Origin of the sequence: Sorangium sp. So ce1335 (assembly GCF_051521615.1) — a bacterium.
Taxonomy (GTDB): Bacteria; Myxococcota_A; Polyangia; order Polyangiales; family Polyangiaceae; genus Sorangium.
This window is the reverse complement of sequence record NZ_CP150363.1, coordinates 10,774,464-10,799,303: the sequence shown is the minus strand read 5'-3', so window position 1 is coordinate 10,799,303 and position 24,840 is coordinate 10,774,464. Positions and strand designations below refer to the sequence as shown.

The following is a 24,840-nucleotide window of genomic DNA, read 5'->3' as shown; positions in this document are numbered from 1 at the left end:
GCGGCGCTGTTCGCCGTCGTGTAGGGAGCTTCCTGCTTCGCGCCGTGGCGCCTGGCGAGCTCGGAGGGGGGCAGATGACCCCAGCTGCGGTGTGGGCGCCTGCAAGAAAGTGGACCGCCCGGCGCAGGTTCTGCTAGGGGGGGGTCATGATCATCGCGCTCACCGGACAGAAGGGTGGGATCGGCAAGAGCACCACGGCCGTGAGCCTCGCCGTTGCCGCGCTGGCGAAGGGCCGGCGGGTGCTGCTCGTCGACGCCGATCCCCAGGGCACCGTCCGCACGTGGGGCGACGTGGCCGCCGAGGCAGGGCACGAGATCCCGACCGTCATGGCCATGGGCGCCTCGATGCACAAGCCGGGGCAGCTCCCGGAGGTCGCGGCCGCGTACGATCTCACGGTCATCGACTGCCCGCCGCGCCACGGTGAGATCGCCCGGTCGGCGCTGATGATCGCCGATATCGCCGTCTATCCTTGCGGCCCCACGGCCGCGGACGCCTGGGCGCTGACCGCCGCGATCGAGGTGTTCCGCGAGGCCGCCGCGCTGCGGAGCGCGCTCAAGGGCTGCATCCTCATCACGCGCAAGCAGGGCCGCACGGCGCTCGGCAAGTCGGCGCGCGCGGTGCTCGAGACCTCGGGCCTGCCGGTGCTCTCCACGGAGCTCGGCTATCGCATTGCCTATCAGGAGTCCCTCGCCTGCGGGCAAGGGGTGACGGGCTACGCGCCGCGGGACGCCGCGGCCAGAGAGATCACCCACCTTCTCGAAGAACTGGAGACGCTTCACCATGGCGAAAAAACAAGTCGCGGTCTCGCTGAGAAAGCCGCCGTCGCCTGAGAAGGTCGACGCGTTCGTCGCCGGCGGCGCGGACGGCAAGCCGGCGCACGACGACGGGAAATCTCGGCGCGCGCTCGACGCCGAGAAGCCGAGGGCCGCTGTCGACCGGCGCGCGCTCGACGCCGAGAAGCCGGCTGAAGCGAGGCAGGAGCAAGCGCCGCAGCCGGTCCCCGAGCCGCCCGCGGCGACGCCGCCCGCGGCGACGCAGCCGGCGCAGCCCGCGGCGGCGCAGGCCGCGGCGGCGAGCGCGACGCCCGCGCCTCAGCCGCTCGCCACCACCTCCGAGCTGGCGGCCGTCCCGTCGGTGCTCGTCGGGAACGACGGCCGCGCGCGGCGCGCGGTCACGGTCTACCTCCCCGATCCGCTCGCGGACAGGCTGCTGCTCCACTGCATCGAGAACGACCGCGACATGAGCAACCTGATCGGCGAGGCCGTCGAGGTGCACCTCGACAGGCGGCTCGGGCCGGCGCCCGTCACCGCAGCACCGGCCGAAGGCGGCGCAGCCGCCGCCCGCGAGCCGGCGCCCGCCGGCCCGGCCTACCGCGCCGAGCCGTTCCGCGCCGAGCCGTTCCGCGCCGAGCCGTTCCGCGCCGAGCCGTTCCGCGCCGCCGACACGAGCCCGAAAGGGCGGGTCGGCCGCATGGTCCAGGCCGGGCGCGTGCTGATGACGCTGTGGCGCCAGCGACCGCGGGTGAGCTGACCCGCGATCTCCCCGCGAACCCGCCCTCCTCGAGCTCCTCGAACGGCTCGCGGCGCCACCTCCCTCCTCGAACGGCTGCGGCACCACCGCCGCGCTCTCACCGGGCGCGGCCGGATCCGGACAGGAAGTCCGGGGAGGGAAGATAAGGATCTTCCTGCCTTCCTGTCTCGTATGCATCTCTCCGGGCCCACTCCCCCTTTTCTGGGTCCGTTGACATCCCCAGGGTGACCAGGCAGGCTCGGTATCGCGACGCTGCGCAACTGGCTCCGAGCCCGCCGCCGGGTGCGTGATGAGCTGCGTCACCGAACGTTCGCCGCGGCGGCAACTGACCACCAGGACGAGCGATGACCCAGCATTTTCGCGACGAGGGGGCGGCGGCGCGCGGACTCCATCCGAAGGACGCGCAGGCGACGTCGAGCGCCAGCCGTCCAGTCCACGCGCTGTTCATGGAGGCGCCCACCGCCATCGCGGTGCTCCGGGAGCCCGACTGGGTCATCGACTTCACGAACCGCCTCGCGCAGCGCCTGTTCCGCGACCGCGCCGCGGTGGGCAGGCGCCTGTTCGAGTGCGCCCCGGAGCTCGCCCGCTCCCCGGTCGCCGAGCTGCTCGATCGAGCCCACGGGTCGGGCCGCCCCGCCGCGGCGTGCGAGCTCCTGATCCTCCTCGACCGCGGCGACGGCGCGCTGGCCGAGGGCTATTTCAACGTGACCCTCGAGCCCATCCCGGCCGCGGGCGGCGGGACGGAGAGCGTCGTGCTCTTCGCGGTCGAGGTCACCGACCAGGTGCTCGCCCGGCGCCGCATCGAGCAGCTCGCCGAGCAGCTCGAGCACGAGCGCCACAAGCTGGAGCAGATCATCCAGCAGATGCCCCACGCCGTGTACATCGCGGAGGCCCCCTCGGGCCAGCTCGTGACGGGCAACGCGCAGGGCTCCGCGCAGCTCGGTCGCCCGTTCGTCGCGTCGACGGACATCGCGGCGTACAGCGCCGCGTATTCGGGCTTCCACGCGGACGGCCGCCCCTACGCGCCGCACGAGTGGCCGCTCGCGCGCGCCGTGACGAGCGGCGAGCTCGTCCGGGCCGAGCCGGTGGAGATGGTGCGCGCCGACGGCTCGCGGGCCATCATCGAGTACAGCGCCGCGCCCATCCGCGACGCCTCGGGGCAGATCGTGGCCGGCGTGGTCGTCGGCGTCGACGCGACCGACCGCATCCGCGCCCTGCGCGAGGAGCAGCGCCGCAGCGAGCAGCTCAGGGGGCTCGCCGAGGCCTCGCTCGCCGTCAACGCGGCGCCGTCGCTCGATCGCATGCTCGCCGAGATCACCGAGCGGGCGCGGTCGCTCATCGGCGCGCACCAGGCCGTCATCAGCATGACCCGCGACGACGACCGGGCGCAGGCCATCAGCGCGGTCAGCCTCTCGGACAAGTACGCCGCGTACCGCGGCCACGACGCGAAGACGGACGGCAGCGGCACCCACACGCTCGCCTGCAAGCTGAACCGGCCGCTCCGCATGACGCAGGCCGAGCTCGAGGCGCACCCGGCGTGGCGCGGCTCCGGCGGCGAGGCGTCGCGCCGCCCGCCCCTGCGCGGCTGGCTCGCCGCGCCGCTCATCGCCCGCGACGGCAGCAACATCGGGCTCATCCAGCTCTCGGACAAGATCGAGGGGGAGTTCACCGGCGACGACGAGTCGATCCTGATGCAGCTCGCGCAGCTCGCCAGCGTCGCCATCGAGAATACGCGGCTGCGCGAGGCGGCGCTCGCCGCCGAGAAGCGCTTCCGATCCATGGTGGAGGCGACAGCGGTCGTCGTCTGGCGGACCCTGCCGGACGGCCGCGTCGTCGAGGACTCGGCGTCCTGGCGTGGCTTCACCGGCCAGCGCTACGAGGAGTGGATCGGCTACGGCTGGCTCGACGCCGTCCACCCCGACGACCGCGAGCGCGCGGGCGCCGCGTGGCGCGCGGCGGTCGCGTCGAGGGGCCGCTACGAGGTGGAGTACCGGCTGCGCCGGCGCGACGGCTCCTGGGCCCACACCGTGGCGCGCGGCGTCCCGCTCCTCGCGGACGACGGATCCATCGACGAGTGGGTCGGCTGCAACGTCGACGTGAGCGACATCCGGCGCGCCGAGGAGGCGCTCCGCGTGCAGCACCAGCTCGTGCGCACCATCGCCGAGAACACGACGCTCGGCCTGTTCATGATGGACGCCCACCAGCGCTGCACCTTCATGAACCCGGCGGCCGAGAAGATCACCGGCTTCACCTTCGACGAGATCAAGGCGCTCGATCGCCCGCTGCACGAGATCGTCCACCACAAGCGGCCGGACGGCAGCCATTACCCCATCGAGGAGTGCCCCATCGACCGGGCGCTGCCGCGCAAGAGCCAGGAGCAGGGGGAGGACGTCTTCGTCCACAAGGACGGCGCCTTTTACCAGGTCGCCTTCACCGCGAGCCCGATCCTCGACGGCGCCGTCCCGGTGGGCACGGTCATCGAGGTCCGCGACATCACCGAGCAGAAGCGCGCCGAGGCGGAGCGCGAGCGCCTCATCGCCGCGCTCGAGCGGAGCAACAAGGAGCTCGATCAGTTCGCGTACGTGGCGAGCCACGACCTGAAGGCGCCGCTGCGCGGCATCGCGAACCTGACGCAGTGGATCGAGGAGGACCTCGCCGGGACGCTCGCGGGCGACTCGCGCGAGCACATGAGCCTGCTGCGCGGCCGCGTCCGGCGGATGGAGGCGCTCATCGACGGGATCCTCGACTACAGCCGCGCCGGGCGGGTGCGGCACGAGGTGGAGGCGGTCGACGTCGGCCAGGTCCTCGCCGACGTCGTCGAGCTCATCGCGCCGGCGCCCGGGGCGCGCGTCGAGGTCTCGCCCGGCCTGCCCGTGCTGCGGACCGAGCGGATCCCGCTGCAGCAGGTGTTCATGAACCTCATCAGCAACGCGCTCAAGCACGCGCGGCGCGTGGACGTGCGCGTGCGCGTCGGGCACCGCGACGCGGGGCAGCTCCACGAGTTCTTCGTCGAGGACAACGGCCCAGGCATCGCCCCGGAGTTCCACGACCGCGTCTGGGGCCTCTTCCAGACGCTGGAGGCGCGCGACAAGGTCGAGGGCACGGGAATCGGGCTGTCCGTGGTGAAGAAGATCGTCGAGAGCCGCGGCGGCCGCATCTGGATCGACTCCTCCCCGGGGCAGGGCGCCGCGTTCCGCTTCACATGGCCAAAGCGCGATGCAAGCGAGCGCTGAGGCCCCTCGTCCAGGCCGGCGAGCCGACCCTGGGCAAGCTCAGCGGTCGAGCGGTGTGCCCCTCATTGCAGTTGAATCGGGCGAACCGGTGGTCCAAGCTCGAACGATGAGACACCCCGGGAGAACCTGCGCGACCAGCGGCGCGCCCGAGTGCGCTCTGGCACAAAGGCGGCCGCGAAACCCCCGCGGCGGTCGCCCCCTTGCCGTGGTGAATCCGGCGGCGGTCATCGCGCGGAGGTTGACGTTCACGTCCTTCCCGCCAAGGAGAAATGGGAGACAATGAACGTCGAAGAGAAACTCCTGAACATCCTCCTCGTCGAGGACGACGAGGTCGACGTGATGAACGTCCGCCGGGCGTTCAAGAAGAACAACATCTCGAACCCCCTCTGGGTCGCCGGCAACGGCGTCGAGGCGCTCGAGATGCTGCGCAGCGGCGTCATCCCCGTCGAGCGCCGGCTCATCCTGCTCGATCTCAACATGCCCAAGATGAACGGGATCGAGTTCCTTCGCGAGCTGCGCGCGGATCCGGATCTCGTGTCCACGTCGGTTGTCGTGCTGACCACATCGAACGACGATCGCGACAAGGTGGGGGCGTTCAACCTCAACGTGGCGGGCTATCTCCTCAAGCCCGTCACGTTCCTCAGCTTCGTTGAGCTGATGGCGGCGCTCAACAAGTACTGGAGACTTGTCGAGCTACCTTAGCGAAACTCGACAGCTTTCCGCGAGCGCCATCGCGGCTTTGGCCGCCGCTCGCGGCGAGGGCAGCGCGCCGCGTCCGCGGCGGATAGCGAGCCGACAGAGCAGCCGATTGCGCCCCTCCCGGATCTGCCGGATAGGTGGAAGCATGCGGCAACTCAAGCTCCGGACCAGCGTCGCGATCACAGCGCTCCTTGGCCTCTGCTCGATGGGCACCTTCTGCGTCCTGCCCGATCCAAACCCCGGCGCCCCGCCCGACCCCTCGACGGCGTGCGCCGACGGCGAGCCGCCCGCGGCCGGCGCGGCCGCCCTGTTCTTCAGCGATCCGGAGGGCGGCGCGACCCCGCTCTCCGCGGACGCCGTGCTCCAGATCGAGTACGGCCCGCAGGGCGGCCAGCACGTGATCGTGGGGATCCGGCACCACACGCGGAGCGACGGCGTGTGGGCCTACCGGCTGGGGTTCGAGCCGGAGGCGGCCGAGCCGGGGGATCCGGCGGCGCCGCGCAGGCCCGTCCTCGAGGGCTCGAACAGCGTGCCCGTCAACGCGTGCGCCTCCGGGTGGACCGAGACGATCGCGCCCGTGTTCCTCAACATCCGCGACAGCGGGCAAGCGGACGCGACAGGGGCCATCCCCGCGGCCCGCGGCGTGCTCCGCATCGTCGCCACCCCCAAGGAGGCGGGCGAGAAGGTGTCCGCGGACATCCCGTTGCAGATCGCGATGTGAGCCGGGCGCCGCGCCGCTACTTGCCCCGCTTGACCACGCCGAGCGCCCGCTGCGCCGCCCGCAGCGCCGCCTGCGCGTCCTTTCCCTCGGCGCCCTCGAGCGCCGCCGCCACGGCGGCCGCGACCTCGCGCTTGCTGTGCGGGTGCACGTCCGCGAGCTTCAGGTAGAGCTGCGCCTTGTCGGCGAAGTCGGCGTCGCCGCGCCGCGCCTCGACCCGCTCGCGCAGGCACGCCGCCACCGCGGCGTCCTCCATCTTCTTCAGCGCGTCGAGCGCCGCCGCGCGCTTCGCGATCTCCGGCCGCGCCTCGATGAGGTCCACGAGCGGCCCGAGCGCCACCGGGCCGAACGCGCGGATCGCGTCCGCCACGATGCCGGGCTTGTACCCCTCGGCGTAGGCCGACAGGAGCTCGCCGAGCCCCCGGACGTCGCCGAGGTAGCCGAGCGCGTACGCGGCGATCTTCGCCTCCCGCTCGTCCTCGCCGCGGCTCGCCAGCCTCCGCACGAACGTCTCGACCATCTCGACGTCGCCGAGCTGGGCGAGCGCGTAGGCGGCCTCCTCGCGCACGCCGCGGGCGGCGTCCGCGTAGAAGGCGCGGCGGAGCGCCGGCAGCGCGGCGAGATCGCCGAGCTCGGCGAGCGCCTTGAGCGCCTCGATCCGCTCCTCCTTCGTCGGCGCCGCGCCGAGCGCCTTCGCGAGCTCCTGCACCCGCTCGCTCTGCGCGGCGCGGCGCGCGCGCACCGCGGCGCCGCCGCCTGGCCCTGCCGCCTGCGCCCCCTCGAGCACGTCGAGCGCGTCCCGGGCGAGCGCCCGCAGGCCGGCGTCCTTCGCGTGCTCCGCGACCCGACCGAGCATCGCCGCGGCGTCTGCCCGCGCCGCGCCGTCACCGTGGAGCGCCACCGCCTGCAGCACCCGCACCGCGGTCAGCCTCGCCACGCGGCCCGCCTTCACGGTGAGCGCCCTCTCCGCGGCGGCGATCGCCTCGGCCCCGAGCGGCGCGAACGTCCTCGCGAGGGTCGGCGTCGCGGTGCCGTCCGCCCAGAGCGGGAAGATGTTGTTGACGAGCTCGCTCGCCGGCAGCGACGCGTAGTGGCGGTCGTGGTGGACCGCGGCGACGTAGCGGCTCATCGCGCCCGCCGCGCGCCGCCGCGCCACCTCGTCCGGGGGGAGCACCTCGTCGGGGCGCGCCACGGCGACGCTCTCGTAGCTCGGCACGCGCTCCATCGCCGCGCGGTCGATGTGCGTCGCGCCGGCGAGGCGCACGAGCGCCATCTCGAGCACCTGGTAGAGCTTGATGAAGTCGTCGAGCCGGTCGGCCGGGTCGGGCCGCTGCGGGAGGCTCTGGAGCAGCGCGGCCTGCTTCTCCAGGCGTAGATCGCGGAGCCGCTCGGCGAGCGGGTCCGTCGCGCGGGCGACGAGGCCTGTCAGCCCGGTGACGAGCGCCTCGGCGAGCTCCTCGCGCACCTCGCCGAGCGCGATGGCCGCGGGCGAGGCGCCGGCCTCGCGGGCGGCGGCGTTCCAGGCGGAGCCCTCGAGCGGCGCGCTCCGCGCCGCGGCGCCCTGCTCGACGCCCACATCGAAGACGGCGCGGAGCTCGAGGCCGAGCGGGCCCTCGACGACGGCGGCGAGCGGCCACAGCGTGGGCAGCGCCGCGTCGATCCCGACGTCACCGAGCAGCGCGCGCAGCCGCGCGTCGCGCAGGGAGCCCGCGAGCCGCTCCTCGAGCGAGGCGTCGTCGGGCAGGTGGAGGGCCTCGCCCTTGTCGTCGACCGCCGAGAGCCGCGCGCCCCGCGCGAAGAGCGTGTCGATGCGCACCGCCACGGGCACGAGGTCGGGCGCGAAGACGTCCTTGCGGTGCTCCTGGAGCGCCGCGAGCGCCGCGCCGACGTCGGGCAGCGCCCGCGCGAGCACGGCCCCGAGGGCGCCGGCGTCGAGCGGGCGCTTGTCGCCGAGATCGGTGAAATCGAGGCGGAGCGGCGGGTAGCCGGGGTAGGTCGTCGCGCGCGCGCCGGCGAGCACCTCCCCGGCGAAGCTCCGCTTCGGCTCGGTGCGCTTCGCCATGAAGGCCGGGAGGATCTGCTTCTCGCTGAAGTGCCGGCCGGACTCGAGGTCGAGGAAGCGGCTCTCCCGGATGACGAAATCGTCGCTCGTCGTGCGCGTCGAGAAGGCGTACTCGACGAGCGTGAGCCCCTCCGCCGGCTTGCGGTCGGACGCCTTCCACGTCTTGCCGACGAGCTCCTCGACGTGGCGGTCGTCGAGCGGCTCGCCCGCGAGGTGCTTCTCGAGCTTGCGGGCGGTGAGCAGGAGATCGGCCATCAGGTTCGCGTAGGCGACCGCCGGGAGCGCGCCGCGGCGAGCGCCCGCGGCCGGGCCAGCGCCCGCGGCTGAGCCAGCGCCCGCGGCCGGCCCGCGCAGCAGCGCGGCGAGGTCGAGCGTCCGCGCCGAGAGCCGCCGGAGGCGGTTCTCCCGGAGGCCCTCGGCGAGCTTCTCCATCTGCTCGATGCGGTCGGCCCCGATCGTCGCGACGCCGGCGACGGCGAGCTCGCGCACGAGGGTGCCGACCTGCTCGACGCCCGACTTCATCAGGGCCTGCGCGTTCACGCTGCCCTTCTTGACGCTCTTCCTCGCGGTCTCGCCGCCCGTCGCGCCGGGCGGCGCCGCGTCGCTCACGACGAACGACTCCGGCGCGCGCGCCCAGGCGACGAGCAGCGCCGCCGCGTGCTTGCAGAACGCCGTGGTGAACGTCCGCGCCGGGCAGGTGCAGCGCCCCTTGAAGCCGGGCGCCGGCGAGCCGCTGTAGACGAGCGTGACCTTGTAGGGCGCGGCCCCCGAGCCCTTCGCCTCGCAGAACAGCTTGTTCTCGTGGCGGGCCAGGTTCAGGAGCTGGCCGCCGTCGTAGAGGAGCGTGCCCTTCTTGAGCTCCCCCGGGTCCTGGATGAACGCCCGGAGCTCGGCGGCCCCGATGCGCTGGACCTCGCCCGGCGCCGCGCTCACGGGCCCTCCGCGGGCGAGCGCGCCGCGCCCGGCGCCGGGCGCTCACCGTCTGCCGGGAGCCCCGGCGACAGCGAAGGGGTCGCCATCGGGAACGGATGCGGAAGATGCGGAAACGGGGGAGGGGCCGCCGACATCGGCCCTGGAGACTATCATGGGCCGCGGCCCGGGGACCCTCGCCGCGCCGCCCCCGGATGCCGCGCTCCGGGCGTCGACTTTACCGGTTCAGTTCAACGGATGCGCTCCGTCCGATGCTTCATCGGATGCGCTTCGTCCGACGCGCGTCCTCGGGCCCGCTGCTCCGGCATACCCGGCTCACGCCGACGGCTGCGCGGCGGCCTGCGCCTCGCCGAGGCGGGGGTAGTCGGTGTAGCCGCGCGGCCCCTCGGAATAGAAGGTCGCGACGTCGGGCGGGTTGAGCGGCGCGCGGCGCGACAGGCGCTCGGGCAGATCGGGGTTGGCCAGGAACGGCGCGCCGAAGGAGACGAGGTCCACCTCACCCGCCCGCAGCGCCTGCTCCGCCGCCTCGAGCGTGTAACCGCCGTTCGCGATGAGGGCGCCGCGGAACCGCTCGCGCAGCAGGGGCGACACGCGATCCGCGGGGGCCTCCTCGGCGACCGGCTCGACGACGTGCAGGTAGACGAGCTTGCGCGCCCAGAGCTCGGCGGCGACGTGGCCGAAGAGCGCCTTCGGGTTCGAGTCGCTCATGTCGTTGTAATCCCCTCGCGGCGAGACCCGCGCGCCGACCCGGTCCGGGCCGAACACGCCGGTCACCGCGTCGACGATCTCGAGGAGGAACCGCGTCCGGTTCTCGATCGAGCCGCCGTACCGATCGGTCCGCCGGTTCACGCCGTCGCGGAGGAACTGGTCGATGATGTAGCCGTTCGCCGCGTGGAGCTCGACGCCGTCGAAGCCGGCCGCCTTGGCCCGGCGCGCGCCTTCCTCGAACTGCGCGACGACGCCGGGGATCTCGTGGGTCTCGAGGGCGCGCGGGGTGCTGTACGGCTGCTTGCCCTCGGGCGTGTGCGCGTGGCCGGTGCGGATGGGGACGGCCGAGGACGAGACAGGCGCCTGCCGGCCCGGCTGGAACGAGACGTGCGACGCCCGCCCGACGTGCCAGAGCTGGGCGAAGATGCGCCCCCCCGCCCGGTGCACCGCGTCGGTCACGAGCCGCCACCCCTCGACCTGCGCATCGGTGTGGATGCCCGGCGTGCGAAGGTACCCCACGCCCTGCGGGCTGACCTGCGTGGCCTCGGTGATGATGAGGCCGGCGGAGGCGCGCTGCTCGTAATACAGCGCGTTGAGCTCGGTGGGCACGTTGCCCTCGCCCGCGCGGCAGCGCGTCATCGGCGCCATCACGAGGCGGTTCGGCAAGGACAGGGGGCCCAGCGTGAAGGGGCTGAACAGCAGACCTGTGGCGGTGGTCACGATCGATGCTCCTTGTAGAAAGGACGTTACTTCCGAAAGGGAAGCGTGGCCCGTCAGGAAGGCATCATGAGACGCCGCTACCTCGTGTCAAGGGACTTCCTTTTTGGTAGTGAAGAGGTCATGCTTCCGGGACGCGGAATGAAGCACTCATGCCAGCACCTCTGCGGGGCGTTCCAGGCGGGGATGGATGTGCTCGCGAAGCCGTGGAACGGCCTCATCATCGCGACCCTCGACGAGGGCCCGCTGCGCTTCGGCGAGCTGGGCGAGCGGCTCGACGCGATCAGCGACCGGATGCTCTCGAGCCGGCTGAAGGAGCTCGAGGCGCTCGGCCTCGTCGTCCGGCGCGTCCTGCCGGGCCCGCCCGTGCGCGTGGAGTACGAGCTGACCGGCGTCGGGCGGGGGTTCAGCGAGGTCGCGCAGGCCATCTCGCGGTGGGGGGCCATGCTCACGGAGAGCGCAGCGCGCGGCGGCGCGGCGAAGGGCGGCGCGGCGGCTGGCGCGCGCGGCGGCGCGGCGGCTGGCGCGCGCGGCGGCGCGCGCGGCGGCGCGGCGGCTGGCGCGCGCGGCGGCGCGGCGGCGGCCGCGGCGGCGGGGCAGCCGCGAGCGCGACCCGCGCAGGCGGGATGACGGCCAACGGAGTGACCGACATCACGCAACGTCGACCGAACGGTGGGTGGCAGTCAGGCAAAGCCTGATGCCCATTCGCAGCATGGCCTGATGTGCAGTCGGTCCATGGCGTGGCAGCGCGCCGAATCCACATTGTCCACGCGCCGGAAGACCTTGCCGGCCTTTGGAAATGATGATGTGATTCGAAGGCTTCGCGCGATCGGCCCCTCCGATGACGCGAAGCACTGACGCGGTGGCGTCCTGTGGGCGTCGCGGTGGATCGTCGTATGGCAGTGGAACACCAGCGCCGACCCGCGGGGATGAGGCTCGCACACCAGTTCTTTTTGTCTCTCGTCCTGCCCATCGCGATCGCCATCCTCGTGTATGGCGTCTTCGCCTCGGCGCACCGCAAGCAGGTCCTGCGGGAGGAGGCCACGGCGGAGCTCCGCAATTACGCCACCCTGCTCCAGGCGTTCGTCGAGAGCGCGCTCCAGCGCCGGGACATCGCGCTCGTCCGGCGCCGGGCGGAGCACTTCGCGAGCGCCGAGCGCATCCTGGGGGTCGCCGCCTTCACGGAGGGCGGGGAGACGGTCTTCATCACCGAGGGGGTCAAGCGGGATGCCGAGCGGCTCGGGGAGCTCGCCCGGCGGGCGTTCCAGGAGGGGGGAGACATCGAGGAGACCACCACCGTGGTCGGCCAGTCGGTGCTGATCCGCTCCGTCTCCATCCAGCCGAGCGACGCCAATCCACCGCTCGTCGCCATCCTCGTGCGCGATCGTCAGTACATGGAGGTGCTCGAGAACGCGCTCAATCGCGGGCTCGCTGTGACCGGCGTCCTGCTGCTGCTGATCAGCGCGATCGTCGCCGGGCTCGTCGGGCGCTTCACGGTCGCGCTCCCGGCGAGGGCCATCCTGTACGGGGCCGAGCGCGTCGCGAGCGGCGATCTCGACGCGGCGGTGCCCGAGAAGGGCGCGGAGGAGCTCTCCCGGCTGGCCCACGCCTTCAACACGATGACCTGGTCGCTCCGGGAGGCGCGGGCGCGCGCCCAGCGGGAGGAGACGGCGCGGGTGAACGTGGAGCGGCGGCTGCAGCAGGCGCAGGCGCTCGCGGCCGCGGGGCAGGTGGCGACCTCGCTCGGCCACGAGATCGGGTCGCCGCTGAACGTGATCCAGGGCCGCGCGCGGCGCGCCGCCGACCTGCCCGGGTGCCCGGAGAACCTGCGCGCCGAGCTGGAGACCATCGCGCGGCAGTCCGAGCGCATCACGCGCGTCGTCTCTCGCCTCGTCTCGCTCGCTCGTCCGTCTCGGCAGCAGCAGGAGGCGAGCGATCTCCGGCGCGTCATCGAGGACGTGATCGCCTTCCTGGGTCCGGAGTGCAGGAAACGCGACATCGAGACGAGCGTGGTCTGTCCGCGCGATAGCGGGGAGTGGGGGCGCGTCGCGCTGGACTCCGATCGTCTGTTCCAGGTGGTGTTCAATCTCTGCCTGAACGCCATCGAGGCCCAGGAAGGCGGCGGCGAGCTCGTCGTGCGCGTCCTCCCCGAGTGCGACGGCCCGGCGGGCGCTCGCGCCGTGTGCTTCGATGTCGAGGACGCGGGGCCCGGGGTCCGCGCCGAGGACGCGGGCCAGATCTTCGAGCCGTTCTTCACGACGAAGGCGAACCGCGGGGGCAGCGGCCTCGGGCTCGCCATCGTCCACGGGATCGTCCAGGAAGCGGGCGGCACGGTGGACGTCGCCCCCTCGCCGACGGGCGGGGCGCGCTTCCGGGTCACCCTGCCCACGACTTTGTCCGCCCCGCCCGTGTCCGGCTCGCCTGGGGCCGCGGAAGCGAGCTCTGCAGTGAACGCCGGAGCGAGCTCTGCAGTGAACGCCGGAGCGAGCTCTGCAGTGAACGCCGGAGCGAGCTCTGCAGTGAACGCCGGAGCGAGCTCTGCAGTGGGCGCCGGAGCGAGCGCGGACACGCACTCGGACACGGAGAAAAGCAGCTGAGCACCCGGGCGAGCGCGCAGGGCGCAAGGTAATCGGACAGGGAGACAGGGCGACAGGGAGACAAGGACCATCAGGGCTCGCGCCCGGCAAAGACCCGGGAAAAACGGAGAGTGGCGGGGGAGAAACGGGGAAGGAAAAGCGCCATGAGTTCGACCTCACCGAAGGTATTGATTGTTGAGGACGACGACGATCTCGGCAGGTTCGTCGTTGACATCGCGACCGATCACGGCTACCAGGCGACGCATGTTGCCGATGCCCTGTCCGGCATCAGGCTCCTCCCTTCGGAGAAATTCGAGCTCCTGATCACGGACATCCGCATGCCGGGGATGGACGGCATCGAGCTGATCTCGCGCGCCAAGGCGCACGACCCGTTCCTGGCCGTCATCGCCATCACCGCCTTCGGCTCCGTCGAGACCGGGATGCGGGCCCTCCGCGTCGGCGCCTCCGATTACCTCTCCAAACCTTTCCGTTCCGATGAGCTAAGCTCTCGCATGCGACGCGCGCTCGAGCGGCGCGCGCGTGAGATCGAGCACGCTCGACTCCAGCGACAGGTCGAAGAAGTTCTGCGCCGCGGCAAGTCGTGAGGCGGCGGCGCACCGGCGCCCCGTGATGCCGCGCTCCCCTGGCATCGACGGGGCCCGATCACGCGAAGCAGGACCGAGATTTCCAGGCGCGCACTCGTCGTCAGGAAGGTATTCATGCAACCGAACAACATCGCGTCGGCGTCGAAGGACAAGAACGGGACCGCGGCCAACAAGAAGAAGCCGCCGTCCCGCAGGCGCGGCGCGGGCGGGCTCAACCTCGACGTGCGGGAGATGCAGCTCCAGGCGATCCTGGAGGTGCTCAAGGCCGTGAAGGCCGGCAACTTCTCGGCGCGCGTCGGCATCGGCGAGGTCCCCGGGACGATCGGGCAGATCGCCGACGAGGTGAACGACGTCGTCCAGCAGCTCCAGACCGTGGGCTCGGAGATCACGCGCGTCGCGCGCGAGGTAGGCACGGAGGGCAAGCTCGGGGCGCAGGCCGAGGTGCAGGGCGTCAGCGGGACGTGGAAGGACCTCACGGACAACGTGAACGTCCTCGCGGGGAACCTGACGAACCAGGTGCGCAACATCGCGGTCGTGACGACGGCGGTGGCGAACGGCGACCTGTCGAAGCAGATCACGGTCGAGGCGAAGGGGGAGATCCTCGAGCTGAAGAACACCATCAACAAGATGGTGGAGCAGCTGCGCGCGTTCGCGTCGGAGGTGACGCGCGTCGCGCGCGAGGTAGGCACGGAGGGCAAGCTCGGGGCGCAGGCCGAGGTGCGGGGGGTCAGCGGGACGTGGAAGGACCTCACGGACAACGTGAACGTCCTCGCGGGGAACCTGACGAACCAGGTGCGCAACATCGCGGTCGTGACGACGGCGGTGGCGAACGGCGACCTGTCGAAGCAGATCACGGTCGAGGCGAAGGGGGAGATCCTCGAGCTGAAGAACACCATCAACAAGATGGTGGAGCAGCTGCGCGCGTTCGCGTCGGAGGTGACGCGCGTCGCGCGCGAGGTAGGCACGGAGGGCAAGCTCGGGGCGCAGGCCGAGGTGCGAGGGGTCAGCGGGACGTGGAAGGACCTCACGGACAACGTGAACGTCCTCGCGGGGAACCTGACGAACCAGGTGCGCAACATCGCGGTCGTGACGACGGCGGTGGCGAACGGCGACCTGTCGAAGCAGATCACGGTCGAGGCGAAGGGGGAGATCCTCGAGCTGAAGAACACCATCAACAAGATGGTGGAGCAGCTCCGGACGTTCGCCGCGGAGGTGACGCGCGTCGCGCGCGAGGTAGGCACGGACGGCAAGCTCGGCGGCCAGGCGCAGGTGCCCGGCGTCGCCGGCACGTGGAAGGACCTGACCGACAACGTCAATCAGCTCGCCGGCAACCTGACGAACCAGGTGCGCAACATCGCCCTGGTCACGACGGCCGTCGCCAAGGGTGACCTGTCGCAGAAGATCACCGCCGAGGCGCGGGGCGAGATCCTCGAGCTGAAGGACACCATCAACAAGATGGTGGAGCAGCTGCGCGCGTTCGCGTCGGAGGTGACGCGCGTCGCGCGCGAGGTAGGCACGGAGGGCAAGCTCGGGGCGCAGGCCGAGGTGCGGGGGGTCAGCGGGACGTGGAAGGACCTCACGGACAACGTGAACGTCCTCGCGGGGAACCTGACGAACCAGGTGCGCAACATCGCCCTCGTGACGAAGGCGGTCGCGAGCGGCGACCTGTCGCAGAAGATCGCGGTCGAGGCGAAGGGGGAGATCCTCGAGCTGAAGGACACCATCAACAAGATGGTCGACCAGCTGCGCGCGTTCGCCGCGGAGGTGACGCGCGTCGCGCGCGAGGTAGGCACGGACGGCAAGCTCGGCGGCCAGGCGCAGGTGCCCGGCGTCGCCGGCACGTGGAAGGACCTGACCGACAACGTCAACCAGCTCGCGGGCAACCTGACGAACCAGGTGCGCAACATCGCCCTCGTGACGAAGGCGGTCGCGAGCGGCGACCTGTCCCAGAAGATCACGGTCGAGGCGAAGGGGGAGATCCTCGAGCTGAAGGACACCATCAACAAGATGGTCGACCAGCTCCGCGCGTTCGCCGCGGAGGTGACGCGCGTCGCGCGCGAGGTAGGCACGGAGGGCAAGCTCGGCGGCCAGGCGCAGGTGCCCGGGGTGTCCGGCACCTGGAAGGACCTGACCGAGAACGTCAACGTCATGGCCTCGAACCTCACCTCGCAGGTGCGCGGCATCGCCAAGGTCGTGACCGCTGTCGCGAACGGCGACCTCCGCCAGAAGCTCGCCCTGGAGGCCAAGGGCGAGATCGCGTCGCTCGCGGACACGATCAACGACATGACCTACACGCTCCGGGTGTTCGCCGAGCAGGTGACCACGGTGGCGCGCGAGGTAGGCATCGAGGGCAAGCTGGGCGGCCAGGCCAAGGTGCCCGGCGCCGCCGGCACGTGGAGGGACCTCACCGACAACGTGAACCAGCTCGCCGGCAACCTCACGACGCAGGTGCGCGCGATCGCCGAGGTCGCCACCGCCGTGACCAAGGGCGACCTGACGCGGGCCATCTCCGTCGAGGCGCAGGGCGAGGTCCTTCAGCTGAAGGACAACATCAACCAGATGATCTCGAACCTGCGGGACACGACGCGCGCCAACCAGGAGCAGGACTGGCTGAAGACGAACCTGGCGCGCTTCTCCGGGATGATGGCCGGGCAGCGGACGATCGAGGCGCTCAGCCGCCTCATCATGTCCGAGGTCACGCCGCTCGTCTCGGCGCAGCACGGGGCCTTCTACGTGCTGGAGTCCGAGGACAAGCACCCGACCTTGAAGCTCACGTCGAGCTACGCGTTCCAGAAGAGGAAGGGCATCTCGAACCGGTTCGCGCTCGGCGAGGGGCTCGTCGGGCAGTGCGGCCTCGAGAAGAAGAGCATCGTCGTCACCGACCTGCCGGACGACTACATCCGGGTGAGCTCGGGCCTCGGCGAGGCGCCGCCGCGCAACATCTGCGTGCTGCCGGTGCTGTTCGAGGGCGGCCTGAAGGCGGTCATCGAGCTGGCGAGCTTCCAGAACTTCACGCCCATCCACCTCACGTTCCTCGAGCAGCTCACGCAGTCGATCGGCGTCGTGTTCAACATGATCGGCGCCAGCATGAGGACGGAGGAGCTGCTCCAGGAGCTCCAGAGGTCGAACACCGAGCTCGGCTCGCGCTCGCAGGAGCTCGAGGAGAAGGCGTCGGAGCTCGAGATCAAGAACCGCGAGATCGCGCGCGCCAGCGCGTCCCTGGAGGAGAAGGCCAGGGAGCTGTCGCGCACCTCGAAGTACAAGTCCGAGTTCCTCGCGAACATGTCGCACGAGCTGCGCACGCCGCTCAACAGCCTGCTCATCCTCGCCAGGATCCTCGCGGACAACGAGGAGCACACGCTCACGCCGAAGCAGGTCGAGTACGCCAAGACGATCGCCGCCGCGGGGCAGGACCTGCTCCAGCTCATCAACGAGATCCTCGACCTCTCCAAGATCGAGGCCGGCAAGATCGACGTGAAGACGCAGCGGGTGGCCCTGTCCGAGCTCGCGGAGTACGTCGAGCGGAGCTTCCGGCAGATCGCCGAGCAGAAGGAGCTCGAGTTCTGGGTCCGGGTCGGCACCGGCGTCCCGTCGACGATCATGACGGATCTGCAGCGGCTCCAGCAGATCCTGAAGAACCTCCTGTCGAACGCGTTCAAGTTCACGTCGTCGGGCCGGATCTCGCTCGAGATCGAGGTGGCCAGCCGCGGGATGACGTACAAGCGGGACACGCTCATCAAGGCGAAGACCGTCGTCGCGTTCGCCGTCACCGACACCGGCATCGGGATCCCGCCGGACAAGCAGACGCTCATCTTCGACGCGTTCCAGCAGGCCGACGCCTCGACGAGCCGCACCTACGGCGGCACGGGGCTCGGGCTGACGATCAGCCGGGAGCTCGCCAGCCTGCTCGGCGGCGAGATCTCGCTGCAGAGCACGCCCGGCCTCGGCAGCAAGTTCACCCTCTACCTCCCGGCGGAGCGGCCGGAGCAGAAGGCCATGAAGCCGACGCGGGCCGAGCTGCCCGAGCCGATCGCGCCGATGCTCACGAACGGCGCGACCTCGGTCGCGCTCTCGGGGCGGAACGTGCTCGTCATCGACGACGACGCGCGCAACGTCTTCGCGATCACGAGCCTGCTCGAGCGGCGGGGCGCGCAGGTGCTCCTGGCCGAGAACGCCAGGCACGGCATCGATCTCCTCCGCGAGTCCGACGCCCACGTCGACATCGTCCTCATGGACATCATGATGCCCGAGCTCGACGGCTACGAGGCGACGCGCGAGATCCGCAGCGATCCCCGCTTCAACGATCTGCCGATCATCGCGGTCACGGCCAAGGCGATGCCGGAAGATCGGCAGAAGTGCCTGGACGCGGGCCTCAACGACTTCGTGGCCAAGCCCGTGGACGAGACGCGCCTCATGTCGGTCATGATGCACTGGCTGCGGCCCGACTGAGCAGGAGCCCTCGGTGTCCTCTGCTCCCGCGATGACCAGCATCCTGCTGGTGGACGACCAGCCGGAGAACCTGGCGGCGCTCAAGGTGATCCTCACCGACGAGAGCTACCGGCTGGTCACCGCGGCGAGCGGCAAGGACGCGCTCCTCAGGATCCTGGCCGAGGATTTCGCGGTCATCCTGCTCGACGTGCGGCTGCCCGACATCGACGGGTTCGAGGTCGCCTCGCTCGTGAAGCAGCGGGAGCGGTCGCGCCACACGCCGATCATCTTCCTCACCGCGGCGACCGACGATCTCTCGGCCATCTACAAGGCCTACGCCGTGGGCGGCGTCGACTACCTCTTGAAGCCGCTCGAGCCGGAGGTCGTCCGGGCGAAGGTCGCCGTCTTCGTCGAGCTCCACCGGCGGGGCGAGCAGATCAAGGAGCAGGCGGAGCTCCTGCGGAGGGCCGAGCAGCGGCGGCGCGACGCGGAGGTCGAGGAGCTCCGGCGCGCCGCGCAGGCGAGGTACCAGAACCTCGCCGACGCCATCCCGCAGTGCGTCTTCACGGCGAAGCTCGACGGCGCCATCGACTACGTGAGCTCACGCTGGCTGGAGTACACGGGGCTCGCGTTCGAGGCGCTCCGGGGCTGGGGCTGGCAGGCCGCGGTGCACCCGAACGACCTGAACCAGTTCGTCGGCAAGTGGCGCCGCTGCCTCGAGTCCGGCGAGCCGTTCCAGGGCGAGTGCCGGCTCCGGTCGGCGCACGGCGTGTACCGATGGCACCTCTGCCAGGCGGTCCCGGAGCGGGATGTCTGGAAGCGGGTGGTCGGCTGGCTCGGCAGCTTCACGGACATCGACGACGGCAAGCGCCACGAGCAGGAGCGCATCCACCTGTTGACCCGCGAGCGGGCGGCGCGCGCCGAGGCCGAGGCGGCGGTGCGCCGCTCGGAGCTGCTCGCCGAGGCGTCGAGCTCGTTCTCGGCGTCGCTCGACGAGCACAGCGTGGCCCGGGCCCTGACCCGCCTCGTCGCGGAGCGCATCTGCACCTGGTGCGTGCTCGATCTGCGCAAGGAGGGCGGCCTGCGCAGGGTCGCCGCCGCGCACCGGTCGCGCGAGGCGGCGCGGTTCGCCGAGCGGTTCGTCCCGCGGGAGCTCGCGCTGGCCGGGGACGGCGTCGCCGCGGTGCTGACGACCGGGCGGCCCGATCTGCGGGTCGAATGCGCCCCGCGCGACGTCGCGCAGGCGCTCGACCCGGAGGACCCGGCCGTCGTCCACGAGCTTGGCGCGAGCAGCTACCTGTGCGTGCCGCTCGTCACGCGCGGCAGCGTGCTCGGCGCGCTCAGCATGGTGTGGGTGGAGCCGGGCGAGCGCTTCGAGCCCCCCGACTTCGCCGTGGCCCTGGACATCGCCCAGCGCGCGGCGCTCTGCCTCGAGAACGCTCGCCTGCTGCGCATGACGCGGGAGGCGGTCCAGATCCGCGAGGACTTCGTTGCGGTCGCCTCGCACGAGCTCAAGACACCGCTCAGCGCGCTGGTCCTGCAGATCCAGGGGCTCACCCGCGCCCTCGGCCGCGCGGGCGGGGCGCTCCCGGCGGAGCAGGTGCTCGCGAAGCTCGCCCTGGCCGACGGGCAGATCGAGCGGCTCACGCGGCTCATCGACACGCTGCTCGACGTGGCGCGCATCAACAGCGGCCAGCTCGAGCTCTGCCTCGAGGACGTCGATCTGTGCGACGTGGCGCGCGACGTGGCGGCCCGGCTCGAGTCCGAGGTGCACCGGGCGGGCTGCTCGCTGGAGCTCGAGCTCCCGGAGCGGGCGATCGGCCGGTGGGACCGCCTGCGCATCGATCAGGTGATCACCAACCTGCTCATGAACGCGATCAAGTACGGGTGCGGCAAGCCCATCCAGCTGCGGATCTCGGTCGAGGGGCGGTCCGCGGTGCTCCAGGTGATGGATCACGGCATCGGGATAGCCCAGGAGTCCATCGGCCGGATCTTCGGGCGCTTCGAGCGGGCGGCGCCCACCAGCTCCTACGGCGGGCTGGGGGTCGGGCTGTACATCGTGGATCAGATCCTCCGGGCCCATGGGGGAACGATCCAGGTAGAAAGTGCCCCAGGCATGGGGGCGAGGTTCCAGGTGGCGCTGCCGCTCCCGCCCCGGGCGGCAGGTTCGGACGGTTCGGTGGGCGATCGCTCCGGGCCGTCGCTCACCGGCCCCGCGAGCTGAAAAGCCTTCAATTTCGGTACCTTGCGGGGGGGTGCCTGCCGCCGCCGCGCCGCCGCGCCGCCGCTGCGTTGCGCCACGGTTGCAACCGGTGGTTTCAACCGTGAAAGGCGTCCGACCGCCACCCCGGGAAAAAAGCCGATGCCCGACTCAGGCCATCGTTGGCCTGCATCGTGCAACATCCTCGTGACAGAGCGCCCGGTGCGACACCCGGGGCAATCCCTCGCCGAGCACCACGGAGACACGAAGGCACGGAGCGAACCCAGACCCGTGCCTTCGTGCCTCCGTGGTGCATGCGTGATCCGTCGTGAGAGGCGGAAGGCGAGCGGCTCTCCCGGGTGGACAAGTTCACGTCCGGACGGGCGCTCAGGGCTCGTGATCCTGGCGTTGTGACGCTGCGTAGACGATCGAAACCGTTTATAGGTGATGAGTCCTCCGCTGCATGACGTGATTGGTCCGCCACCACATCGGTAGTTCAAGTGAAACTTTCAATCAGCCAAGTTGGCCCCGCGATCAGCGCCATGAGCAGCACTGGTCCTCTTCTGGTCACGTCGCCCTCGCGGGATGAGGGGGTTCGCTCGGCCGGGACCCGCCGGCGCGCCGCAGCGGGCTCTGCCCGGAGCGCCACGCCGCGCAAGCGCGCCGCTGCTCGGCGGACGGAAGAGCGCGCCGCCAAGGCGCTCCACCGCGCGCGCTGACCGCGCCGCGCGCGCTGATGAAGACCGCGCCGCGCGCTGATGAAGACCGCGCGGGGCGCTGATCGCGCGCTGATGAAGACGGCGCCGCGCGCGCTGATCGCGCGCTGATGAAGACCGCGCGGGGCGCTCAGCGCGCCTCGGCTTCGAGCAGCGGGCCGAGGTCCTGACCCCGCATGATCCGCTCCACCACCTTGACGAGCAGCTTTGGCGTGCAGCCGAAGCACGGGGTCCCGAGGGCGGTGAGCTTCTGCGCCATCTCGTGGTCGTGCGAGGGCTTGCCGCTGTCCGAAAGCGCGAGCAGGCAGATAGACCTCACCTTGCTGTCGGCGAGCTGGCGCATGCGGGCGACGAGCTCCTCGGCGTTTCCGCCCTCGTACAGGTCGGTGATGAGGATGAGCAGCGTCTTCTCGGGGCGCTCGATGAAGTTCGCCTGGGCGTAGGCCACGGCGCGGTTGATGTCGGTGCCGCCGCCGAGCTGCGCGGTGAACAGCACGTCGACCGGATCGACGAGCATCGGAGTCACGTCGACGACCTCGGTGTCGAAGAAGAGGAGCCGGGTGCGGAGGACGTCGAGCGACGCGAAGATCGCGGCCATGATGGAGCTGTAGACGACGCTCTCGCTCATGGATCCCGACTGGTCGACGAGGATGGCGACGTCCCACTCGTGTCGTCGCGTCTGGTTGGCCCAGAAATAGAGCTTGTCGGGGACGAGGCGACGCCGCTCCGCGTCCCACCCCTTCAGGTTCCTGCGGATCGTGCGCTTCCAGTCGAGGTTCCTGAGCACGCGCAGCGGGCTCGTCGTGTTCCGGCGCAGGGCGCCGAGGACGGCGGTGCGGACCTCGGACTCCAGCGCGCGCCGCACCTCCTCGACGACCTCGCGCACGATCTGCCGCGCCGTCTCCCGCGCGGCGTCGGGGATGAGGCCCTTGGCGCTCATCAGCGTGGCGACGAGCTCGACGTTCTTCTCGAGGAACGGCAGCGTCTCCGGCTCGAGGAGCAGCTGCGTCAGCCCCCTTCGCTCGATGGCGTCCTTCTGGACGAGGGCGACGACATCGTGGCTGAAGAACTCGCGCACGGCGGAGAGCCACTCGGGCACGTACGGTCGCGAGCCGCCGAGGCCGCCTGCGCGCTCGTCGTAGAGGAACGAGAGCGCCCTGTCGAGGTCGCCGAGCCGCCGCGGGTCCACGTGGAGCGCGGGCGCCGCGCCGCCGAGCCCGCCGAGGGAGAGGCGCGGGTCGACCCGCTCGGCCTCGGGCCCGAGCGCGAGCCGCCAGCGCAGGAGCGCGTCGCGATCGCTGTCGCTGAGGTCGTCCGGCGCGCCGGAGGGGGCGGGCGGCGGCGGCTTGCGGGGGGAGCGGGCGGGCATCGCGGGTAGTGTCGAGGAAATGGGGATCACCGTCCAGAGGACCGAGCCGCGCCGGGCGGATGGGCGCGCGAGGCGCCGGCGCGTTGCATCCGGCGCCGATCCGAACCAACGCAGGAGGATGGGACAGCCAACTCCACGGAGCCTGAGCTGGCTCCGTCATCCGCGGCCCGTGCGCCTGAGCGCGCTCCTCGGGGCTGCCACGGTTCTCCTCACGAGCGTGGCCATCGTCGTCGCCGGAGCGCTCCTCGTCGCGTCGACGACGATGCAGCAGACCACCCGGATCCTCGGCGCCACGGTCGAGAGCGTCCGGATCGTGGAGCGGCTGGAGATCGACCTCCTGCTCGGCGCGCAACAGACGCAACAGAGCGCGCCAGGGGGCGGCCTCGCGGTCGGCGCCGGCGAGCTGGCGCCCTCCGTGGCGGCGTGGGAGCAAGGCCTGAGGCGCGGCCTCGCGGCGGCGCGCGGCCACGTGAGCAGCCCGGAGGAGGGCGAGATCCTCGAGCACGCGGCGCAGCGCGTGGAGGAGTACCTCGCCCGGCGCCGCGCCGACGCCGACCGCGTCCTCCCGCCCGCGGCCGGCGCGCACGGCCCCGCCGTGCCCGGCGGCCACGCCCCGGCCCTCGACGAGGCGTTCAGGGCGCTCGATCTCCTTGTCGAGATCAACCTCGAGCAGGCCCGCGCGTCGGAGGCGCTCGTCGCGCACCTGGCCCGGCGCACGACCGGCGCCGGCGCCGCGGCGGTCGTGTTCTTCCTCGCGGCCGCGTCCACGGTCCTGCTCAGCGCGCGGCGGCTCATCTACCGCCCCATCGTCGCCATCCAGGAGGCCATCGGGCGCTACGGCGCCGGCGACCGCGCCGCGCGCGCGCCGCTGCTCGGGCCGGCCGAGCTCGGGGATATCGCGCGCGCGTTCAACGACATGGCGGAGTCGCTGGAGCGCCAGCGCGCGGCGCAGTTCGCGTTCCTCGGCGGCGTGGCGCACGACCTCCGGAACCCGCTGTCGGCGCTCCGGCTGTCCGTTCACGTCCTCGACTCCGACAACCCGCTCCCGGAGCCGCACATGCGCCGGACGATGGCGCTCGTCGGCCGTCAGATCGACCGCCTCGAGCGCATGGTCGGCGATCTCCTCGACGCGTCGCAGATCGAGGCGTGCAAGCTCGATCTCCGCGTGGAGGAGCGCGATCTGCGCGATCTCGCGCAGGAGGCGGTGGACCTCTATCGCCCGGTCTCGCCGGAGCACCCCATCGATCTCGCGCTGCCGGAGACCCCGGTGCTCGTCTGCTGCGACGCGACGCGGATCGAGCAGGTGTTGAACAACCTCCTGTCGAACGCGCTGAAGTACTCCCCCGCCGGGGGGCAGGTCGACGTGGCGGTCCGCGCCGACGGAGACGGCGCCGAGATCGCCGTTCGCGATCGAGGGCTCGGGATCGATCCCGCGGAGCTGCCGCACCTCTTCGAGCCGTTCCAGCGACTCAAGTCCTCGGCCGGCTCCATCCCCGGCACGGGGCTCGGCCTCGCCGTGGCGAAGCGCATCGTCGAGGCGCACGGCGGCCGGATCCGCGTCGAGAGCCGGCCCGGCGCCGGCTCGGTCTTCCGTATCGAGCTGCCGCGCTCGTCCTCAGGGGACGAGGCCGATGGCCCGCGCCGCGTCTCCCATGGATGAGTCCGCGGGGATCCGCAGCGCCGAGCGCGCCGCGCGCAGGTACTCCGCGAGCGACATCAGCGCCTGGAGGTCCTGGGGAGAGAGGCTGTCCGCCGCCGCGTAAAGCTGCTGGCGCGCCGAGTCGACGGCGCGGGATCTCGGCGGCCCGGGGCGCGCGTCCGGCGAGGCGCGCTCGAGCGGGACGGGCCTCAGGCCGCGGGCGTGAAACCACCGGAGGATGGCGGCCCGGATCTGCTCCTGCCGGAAGACGCGCCAGCGCCGGAGGTGCTCCGGCCTGTCCGCGAGCGCGGCCTTGAACCGCCGGAACGATCCCGGGCCTTGCATGCTGCGCAGCAGCTCCACCCGGAGGGCCACGTCGTCCACCGTCGCGATGAACGCCTCCAGCCATCGGTACTGGTCCCGCGCGGCGATGGACTCGATGATCACGCACCCCGGATCCTCCTCGATGCGCGCGCGCGTCGCGGCGTCGACGAGCTGCTCGTTCAGCCGGATCACGGCGCCCGTGTCGAGGTGAAGGAAGTGACGGACGCCGCGGGCGATGTTGTCGAAGGCGTTCGCGAGCGCGATCCAGTCGACTGGCACGCTCCGACCCGCAGCAGCCGACGCCGTCGTTGTGTGGCTCATGTTCGCGACCGGGCTTCAGGCAGGCCTCATGCCATGAGCGCAGACCGCGTGTGCCCGCGGGCCAC

Annotated in this window: 15 protein-coding genes; 11 read left to right on the top strand and 4 right to left on the bottom strand. The window is 71.7% G+C overall.

Annotation, left to right across the window (positions count from 1 at the left end):
• The first annotated feature begins 146 nt into the window (after window positions 1–146).
• From parA to WMF24_RS40375, 5 genes are all read left to right on the top strand, one after another.
• Window positions 147–830: a ParA family partition ATPase gene (parA, locus tag WMF24_RS40395; RefSeq protein ID WP_437732795.1), complete on the top strand. Its 684-nt coding sequence runs from the start codon at window positions 147–149 to the stop codon at window positions 828–830.
• The gene (locus WMF24_RS40390) at window positions 781–1,530 is read left to right on the top strand and encodes a hypothetical protein (protein ID WP_437732794.1); all 750 of its coding nucleotides are present in this window, start codon (window positions 781–783) and stop codon (window positions 1,528–1,530) included. Before parA ends, WMF24_RS40390 begins: the two co-directional genes overlap by 50 nt.
• Window positions 1,531–1,874: 344 nt before the next feature.
• Entirely contained in the window at window positions 1,875–4,763 is a 2,889-nt protein-coding gene (locus WMF24_RS40385) for a PAS domain S-box protein (protein WP_437732793.1), read from the top strand.
• 279 nt (window positions 4,764–5,042) lie between these two features.
• Window positions 5,043–5,465, top strand: coding sequence for a response regulator (locus tag WMF24_RS40380; RefSeq protein WP_437732792.1), 423 nt, complete (start codon window positions 5,043–5,045; stop codon window positions 5,463–5,465).
• Window positions 5,466–5,607: 142 nt separating this feature from the next.
• A complete protein-coding gene (locus WMF24_RS40375) occupies window positions 5,608–6,183 on the top strand; it encodes a hypothetical protein (protein WP_437732791.1) in 576 nt (191 codons plus the stop codon).
• A gap of 16 nt (window positions 6,184–6,199) precedes the next feature.
• On the opposite strand, the gene WMF24_RS40370 is transcribed toward WMF24_RS40375, so the two are convergent.
• Both WMF24_RS40370 and WMF24_RS40365 read right to left on the bottom strand, forming a co-directional pair.
• On the bottom strand, window positions 6,200–9,175 hold the full coding sequence (locus WMF24_RS40370; RefSeq protein ID WP_437732790.1) for a HEAT repeat domain-containing protein: 2,976 nt from the start codon (window positions 9,173–9,175) through the stop codon (window positions 6,200–6,202).
• 312 nt (window positions 9,176–9,487) lie between these two features.
• Window positions 9,488–10,600 carry an alkene reductase gene (locus WMF24_RS40365; RefSeq protein ID WP_437732789.1) on the bottom strand — a complete coding sequence of 371 codons (1,113 nt, stop codon included), beginning with the start codon at window positions 10,598–10,600 and terminating at the stop codon, window positions 9,488–9,490.
• A 138-nt stretch (window positions 10,601–10,738) separates the two neighbouring features.
• Between WMF24_RS40365 and WMF24_RS40360 the strand changes: the two genes are divergently transcribed.
• The 5 genes from WMF24_RS40360 (at window position 10,739) to WMF24_RS40340 (ending at window position 20,430) form a co-directional block, all read left to right on the top strand.
• Window positions 10,739–11,227, top strand: coding sequence for a winged helix-turn-helix transcriptional regulator (locus WMF24_RS40360; RefSeq protein ID WP_437732788.1), 489 nt, complete (start codon window positions 10,739–10,741; stop codon window positions 11,225–11,227).
• 299 nt (window positions 11,228–11,526) lie between these two features.
• Window positions 11,527–13,194: an ATP-binding protein gene (locus tag WMF24_RS40355; protein WP_437732787.1), complete on the top strand. Its 1,668-nt coding sequence runs from the start codon at window positions 11,527–11,529 to the stop codon at window positions 13,192–13,194.
• A gap of 143 nt (window positions 13,195–13,337) precedes the next feature.
• Window positions 13,338–13,778 (top strand): response regulator, encoded by a 441-nt coding sequence (locus tag WMF24_RS40350; protein ID WP_437732786.1) that lies wholly within the window; start codon window positions 13,338–13,340, stop codon window positions 13,776–13,778.
• 114 nt (window positions 13,779–13,892) lie between these two features.
• On the top strand, window positions 13,893–18,227 hold the full coding sequence (locus WMF24_RS40345) for a HAMP domain-containing protein (protein WP_437732785.1): 4,335 nt from the start codon (window positions 13,893–13,895) through the stop codon (window positions 18,225–18,227).
• 13 nt (window positions 18,228–18,240) lie between these two features.
• Complete coding sequence (locus WMF24_RS40340) at window positions 18,241–20,430, top strand: ATP-binding protein (protein ID WP_437732784.1); 2,190 nt, start codon at window positions 18,241–18,243, stop codon at window positions 20,428–20,430.
• Between the two features lie 822 nt (window positions 20,431–21,252).
• Here WMF24_RS40340 and WMF24_RS40335 read toward each other — a convergent pair.
• The gene (locus tag WMF24_RS40335) at window positions 21,253–22,491 is read right to left on the bottom strand and encodes a VWA domain-containing protein (protein ID WP_437732783.1); all 1,239 of its coding nucleotides are present in this window, start codon (window positions 22,489–22,491) and stop codon (window positions 21,253–21,255) included.
• Between the two features lie 169 nt (window positions 22,492–22,660).
• Between WMF24_RS40335 and WMF24_RS40330 the strand changes: the two genes are divergently transcribed.
• Window positions 22,661–24,151, top strand: coding sequence for an ATP-binding protein (locus tag WMF24_RS40330; RefSeq protein ID WP_437732782.1), 1,491 nt, complete (start codon window positions 22,661–22,663; stop codon window positions 24,149–24,151).
• On the opposite strand, the gene WMF24_RS40325 is transcribed toward WMF24_RS40330, so the two are convergent.
• The gene (locus tag WMF24_RS40325) at window positions 24,107–24,775 is read right to left on the bottom strand and encodes a UPF0158 family protein (protein WP_437732781.1); all 669 of its coding nucleotides are present in this window, start codon (window positions 24,773–24,775) and stop codon (window positions 24,107–24,109) included. The two genes, WMF24_RS40330 and WMF24_RS40325, sit on opposite strands and share 45 nt — an antisense overlap.
• Window positions 24,776–24,840: the final 65 nt, after the last annotated feature.

Excerpts from the sequence above, each read along its gene's own strand:
- WMF24_RS40335 (WP_437732783.1), bottom strand. The coding sequence starts at position 22,491 with ATGCCCGCCCGCTCCCCCCGCAAGCCGCCGCCGCCCGCCCCCTCCGGC.
- WMF24_RS40350 (WP_437732786.1), top strand. The coding sequence starts at position 13,338 with ATGAGTTCGACCTCACCGAAGGTATTGATTGTTGAGGACGACGACGAT.
- WMF24_RS40360 (WP_437732788.1), top strand. The coding sequence starts at position 10,739 with ATGAAGCACTCATGCCAGCACCTCTGCGGGGCGTTCCAGGCGGGGATG.
- WMF24_RS40355 (WP_437732787.1), top strand. The coding sequence starts at position 11,527 with ATGAGGCTCGCACACCAGTTCTTTTTGTCTCTCGTCCTGCCCATCGCG.
- WMF24_RS40380 (WP_437732792.1), top strand. The coding sequence starts at position 5,043 with ATGAACGTCGAAGAGAAACTCCTGAACATCCTCCTCGTCGAGGACGAC.
- WMF24_RS40375 (WP_437732791.1), top strand. The coding sequence starts at position 5,608 with ATGCGGCAACTCAAGCTCCGGACCAGCGTCGCGATCACAGCGCTCCTT.
- WMF24_RS40345 (WP_437732785.1), top strand. The coding sequence starts at position 13,893 with ATGCAACCGAACAACATCGCGTCGGCGTCGAAGGACAAGAACGGGACC.
- WMF24_RS40390 (WP_437732794.1), top strand. The coding sequence starts at position 781 with ATGGCGAAAAAACAAGTCGCGGTCTCGCTGAGAAAGCCGCCGTCGCCT.
- WMF24_RS40385 (WP_437732793.1), top strand. The coding sequence starts at position 1,875 with ATGACCCAGCATTTTCGCGACGAGGGGGCGGCGGCGCGCGGACTCCAT.
- WMF24_RS40325 (WP_437732781.1), bottom strand. The coding sequence starts at position 24,775 with ATGAGCCACACAACGACGGCGTCGGCTGCTGCGGGTCGGAGCGTGCCA.
- parA (WP_437732795.1), top strand. The coding sequence starts at position 147 with ATGATCATCGCGCTCACCGGACAGAAGGGTGGGATCGGCAAGAGCACC.